The organism is Candidatus Magnetobacterium casense (assembly GCF_019173545.1).
Classification (GTDB): domain Bacteria; phylum Nitrospirota; class Thermodesulfovibrionia; order Thermodesulfovibrionales; family Magnetobacteriaceae; genus Magnetobacterium; species Magnetobacterium cryptolimnobacter.
Genome location: NZ_JABXWD010000252.1, coordinates 1 through 5,093, shown reverse-complemented (window position 1 = coordinate 5,093; position 5,093 = coordinate 1). Strand labels below are relative to the sequence as shown.

General features: G+C 47.2%; 5 protein-coding genes. 1 reads left to right on the top strand and 4 read right to left on the bottom strand.

Annotated features, from left to right (window positions below; translation table 11 throughout):
• Window positions 1-484 (bottom strand): AAA family ATPase (locus HWQ67_RS12505; RefSeq protein WP_218253024.1); only part of this gene is annotated, 484 nt, incomplete at its 3' end.
• Between the two features lie 200 nt (window positions 485-684).
• Here HWQ67_RS12505 and HWQ67_RS12500 point away from each other — a divergent pair.
• Window positions 685-1,677 (top strand): sensor histidine kinase, encoded by a 993-nt coding sequence (locus HWQ67_RS12500; RefSeq protein ID WP_218253023.1) that lies wholly within the window; start codon window positions 685-687, stop codon window positions 1,675-1,677.
• On the opposite strand, the gene HWQ67_RS12495 is transcribed toward HWQ67_RS12500, so the two are convergent.
• From HWQ67_RS12495 to HWQ67_RS12485, 3 genes are all read right to left on the bottom strand, one after another.
• Window positions 1,632-4,124: an STT3 domain-containing protein gene (locus HWQ67_RS12495; protein WP_218253022.1), complete on the bottom strand. Its 2,493-nt coding sequence runs from the start codon at window positions 4,122-4,124 to the stop codon at window positions 1,632-1,634. The two genes, HWQ67_RS12500 and HWQ67_RS12495, sit on opposite strands and share 46 nt — an antisense overlap.
• Before the next feature lie 51 nt (window positions 4,125-4,175).
• The gene (locus HWQ67_RS12490) at window positions 4,176-4,754 is read right to left on the bottom strand and encodes an FHA domain-containing protein (RefSeq protein WP_218253021.1); all 579 of its coding nucleotides are present in this window, start codon (window positions 4,752-4,754) and stop codon (window positions 4,176-4,178) included.
• A 33-nt stretch (window positions 4,755-4,787) separates the two neighbouring features.
• On the bottom strand, window positions 4,788-5,093 hold a 306-nt coding region (locus HWQ67_RS12485; protein WP_218253020.1), incomplete at its 5' end, for an FHA domain-containing protein.

The following is a 5,093-nucleotide window of genomic DNA, read 5'->3' as shown; positions in this document are numbered from 1 at the left end:
GAAACTCGACGGGATTCTGCGTGGCCAGGACGAAGAACGGGGCAGCCAGTGGATATGACCGTTCATCGACGGTGACCTGTTGTTCGCCCATGCACTCCAGCAATGCCGATTGTGTGCGTGGTGAGGCACGGTTGATCTCATCGGCAAGCAGTATGTTTGTAAAGACCGGTCCCCTGCGAAACGAAAACCGCTTGATCTCCGGGTCAAACATGGAGATGCCCACGATGTCAGAGGGCAGCAGATCAGGTGTGAACTGTATGCGCTTAAAATCGGCATGGATGGTCTTTGCAAATGCCTTTGCCAGCATGGTTTTGCCCGTGCCCGGGAAGTCCTCAAGCAGGACGTGTCCACCGGCACAGAAGGCCGCTATCAACTGCCGTATCGTTGCCGCCTGCTCCGTGATAACGCTGTTGAGGTTGTCACGCAGACGCGAGACAATGTCCGAAACCTCGGCGAGATTGTCTATGGTGTGTGTAGCCTGCATTTTTTATTTAACGATTGCGTAAAATCATCCTGTAATGTTAGCATATACTGTGTTGTCTATGCAAGGAAGTTTGTGGATGCTTACAAAGATGACGGAAACATTGTCCACCGTTAGGATTTCGCGTCGTTGATTGGTAACACCACAGGTAACGCCCGACTACGAGCAGGCCTTCCATCCGGTTGGAAAGCAGGCGATTTTTTTTGATTCATATGCATGTCGGTACAAGGGTTATAATCCTCTTTATAGTGATCGGTGTTTTTTGGTTGTTTGTCTTTAACATAGCGATTGTATCGTACTTTGAAAACAACATGGCGGAGGTGATTGCAGATGCAGTGGCCCCCTATGCAAAGATGAGTGAGTCTGAGCGAAGGGCACACCCATTGGATTTCATCGTTGTCAGTCACCAACCGCTCAACCGCAGTGACCTTGTGGCAGTTGAGGGGATGCAGGAGGGACGGTACTACTATATCAGACGACCATATATACGACAGAGGTTGAACAGCTTTGGCATTATTGTCTTTGGCCTGGAGAGTGCGTTGTTTTTGTCGCTGGTGCTGTTTACGTATGTGAGCGTTGCACGGTTTGTCAGGGATATAGAGGGTAAGGAGCGATTTCTGGACCTGCTGCTGTTGTCGTTTAACCACAAGATAGGCAACTTCCTGTCAACCCTCAAGCTAAACGTAGAGATACTAAAGACCAGCCCTGCCGACAACGATTGCATTGACAGGATAGAACAGACATGCACGAGGATAGAGGCAGACGTGAAACGGACACTGAAGATGAGCGCTACGGACTACGTAAATATCAGCGAAGTCGTCAACGTTGCAGAGGTCATTGACAAGATGGTGTACTGCTTTGCACCGGAGCTAAGTGCCAGACACCTCACACTTGATCTGCACAGTGTCAGCACCCTCATGGCATATAACGACCTTGAAGATATCCTCTACAACCTCATAGACAACGCCATACGGTACTCCGTCACAACGATCAGTATCAGACTGCGTGTGGTAAACAGGCACGTGTGTCTGTACATCAGAAACGACATTGCACCATCGGCGTACAAGGGCACCGGGCTGGGAAAAGAGATCACTCTCAGGATACTTCACAGGTACAGGGCAGATATGCGCACCAGACAGCGACAGGACAGCTACTTCGTCTGCGTGAGACTGCCACTTGCCACGGCCAGAGGGTGATGACGCAGCTTAAATACCCGCATTGCAGGGAAGGCATTAAGCGTCTCCTCGTAGATAGCGCTGTCGTAATTGCCCAGGATAAACATCTGATTGAAGTTCGAGTAAAATAAGGCATCCTTCATCACATAGATTTCCGAAATCCTGTCTTTTTCTACAATCAGCTCCAGGAATATATCTGATTGGTTTTTGTAGTCGATTTGTTTGGTTACCTTGCCGTGTTCTGCAAAAACTGCCTTTGCAATGCCGGTGGAGTTGTTTATGAGGCCCGTGTTGAGGTCTATGGTGTCGGAGTTGCAGGATAAAACCCCGCCATCAAGGGATTGACAGGATAAGGGGACTGCCATTGGGGCGTTCTGATTGGCGTGTTTGCTTGGGATAGCACCCCTGAGATAGTATATCGCCTGGAATTTCCCTAACAGGTCTCTTGTGTACATGAGGTAGATGTTATCAACCTTGACGTTGTCGATGACAGAGTTAAGGGCCAGGTCTTTTTTTATGATATCCTCGGAGACCGTGGAGCCGTTGGCACAGAGCATGCCGGCTATGTTATACAGTTCGTATTGACTGCCGGAGGTGAGAGCACGGGCAATATAGGTTGTGTTGCTGGTGTTTTGTGTGCCGCCGTCATGAAATGTGACATAACCGGTTGTATCAACGATAGCATAGCCTAAGTCCCACCAGGTCAGTATTACGGAGTCCTGGGGCAACTTGCCCTTGAGTTGAGACATTGCCCTGTAGATGTCAGTTGGCACTGAGGGTTGCGGCACATAGGAGTATGCCGTTTGATTGAACACGGAGAGAAAAAAAAGCAACGAAATACCATAGACTGCCAGTTCCTTTACTATGTCCCTTGTGTTAAGTGAATCCATGATTAACTTAACAATTATGGCTATCACGTAGCCATATCCTATGCCGACAAGTGGTGCGAGATTCATCACGTATCGGTTTGATCCGTTAAACGTCAACAGGCCCATAATAACAATCGGCAGCAGAGGGATTAGCCTCTTTATGTGATAAATGCTGAATACGCCAAAAAATATAAGACCTATAATACTTAATCTGGATTTTGTAAATATAAACGACAGGAGAACATCGACTGGTGTCTTTTGCATTTCCTCAACGGTTGAAAACACACTCTGCTTGACCATAAGTCCGGTTGTAAGATTGTACTGAATCTCTTTGACATAGTACATGAGATAGGAGTTTTGAGCACTAATCGCTATATTCTTTGCAGCATAAAAAACAGTTGGCAACAAAATGACAAGTGATGATACAGCGGCTATCTTAAATAACGTCAAACGATTGTATCTCTCAAGGTAGAGACAGCAGACCACAAGCAACAAGCATATAGCGATAACGTCAAAACCGCTGCTGTGAAGCATAATCATGCAGAGAATGTAGAGCGCAGTGAAGATGACGTTTGTGGAGGTCAAAGAAAACTTGAAAATCCTTTCGTTAGTGGCAGCAAGATAATCAAACATGCTTGGCAAGACAGATGCAACGATTTCTGTGATTTCACAGAGGTACAGGGATACAACAAACATCACCGGCATGTATGCGCCGTAAGCCTCCGGAGCGGACTTTGACAATTCAGCCAGGACCGCCCGTGTGATGTTTACAACGGCATCGCCTGCGGAGAAGAGTACAAAAATCCCTGCGGCCTTCAGCGTTTTTCTCCAGGGAACTTTGTTTACGAGCAGATAAACAACGAGCACAAACACATAGAACTCCGCAAGCATATTGAGGTGATACCACGTATGAAATACAAACATGGAGACACCGGCTATGGCACTGTACAGATAAAGGTTGCGCTCCTTGTTGTCCTTGCACGTGAGCAGGATAAAGTATGACACCAGGAATAAGAAAAACAGGTTGAGACTATCCGTATCCACTCGTCCTATTGCCGTTCTTACCATATAGATGTGGTTAAAGGTGCCAACGAGGCTGCCCACAACGGCGGCAGCGGGATAACCTATTTCAAAGAAATAGACAAAAAAAGGTATTATAAAGAGGCTCGCCAATATCGGTATTACTATTGTAGCGTTGTCCTCAATGTTGTCAAAGAAGACAGAGAGTTTGGCCGACAGGTAGCTCAACAGGATAAAGGGGGGTTTACTGTACCCCACGGGGTAGAATCTCATAGTATCCGGGCCGGTGTCATTGTAGGAGTCGGTTTTGTATTGTCGTGCAAAACGCAGCCATAGGAAGGCATCCATCGTGGTCATCATGGGTTTGCCATCGACGAAGTGCAGATCGGGGGTCTTTTGCCATTGGTGGTACTGGTTGTACCTCGCCAGGACAGAGAGGCTCAAGCACAACAACAGGACTATCAACAATACCCATCGTGAGTACTTAAGCTGTGGTCTGAGGTATGCCGAAAGTCGCTTGCGTATACCATCTGAGCCGGGAGTTGGTTTTTGTTGCGATACGGCCTTGTTGGCTTTCATGTTTGGTTGTTTGTTGGCATTATAGTCACATATTCCTTATGTTATCGGCTATTATAGGTTTTTGGGTTGTTGTATACCGGTGGTGTCTTCACCAAAATCTTTCCATGTGAAGTCCTCATCGCATAGGGTTCTGAGCAAAAACATTGTGCTGCCCATTTCAATAACGTCCAGGTCTTTGAGCCTTGTTTTTTCTGCTATGGGTTGCCCGTTGAGCTTGGTGCCTTGTGGAGAGAGGTTCTCTATAAAAAAGCTGTTTAACTTTGGATAATAGAACAGCAGGGCATGTTTGCGCGACATCAGTCTATCGGTTTCTATGCTGATGTGGTTTTCCTTGCTTCGTCCGACTTCGTTTTTGCCTGTTTTCAGGCAGTAGTCCTGTCCTCTGAAATCGCCTTCTATGACGATCAGCCATCCTGTCGTGGGATTAAAAGTGAGCCATTGCTGTGCAGGACGTTCACTTGCCTCCTCAACACGCAACGGATCGTTTGCCCCGCTTACGGATGTTTCGCCAATGCCAAAGACAGAGGCCGTTGGCTCAAGCACACCCTTTATAAGCTCACAATCAGGGCAAGAAGGCGTCTTGCTCTTGTCATAGAAATGACCATTAGTACATTTTACCAGCTTAACCATGATATTGGAATATGCCTCCCGATCTAATTGTTTTCAATCCCCTTGCCGGTTATCTGTCTGAGAGTCTGTCAACTGTTTTTTTAGTTCAAACTCGGCAACCCGCAGCCCAACAATAAATCTGTCCCCATCGCGTAACACCGTAGTCTTAACCTTTTTGAACTGCGTCTCCCCGGCTCTGGCCACGTAGACACCATTTTTGGAGTCAAGGTCATTGATGATAAACGTCCCCGTGGAACTCTGATAGACAATACTCATATGAGAGCGCGATACCTCTATTGAGTGTAGTACGACGGATGCTTTTGCCGGGTCCCTGCCTATGATGATCTCCTTATCGACCGG

What these genes read in the sequence shown, in the direction of transcription:
- HWQ67_RS12495 (WP_218253022.1), bottom strand. Translation starts at nt 4,124, where the DNA reads ATGAAAGCCAACAAGGCCGTATCGCAACAAAAACCAACTCCCGGCTCA.
- HWQ67_RS12490 (WP_218253021.1), bottom strand. Translation starts at nt 4,754, where the DNA reads ATGGTTAAGCTGGTAAAATGTACTAATGGTCATTTCTATGACAAGAGC.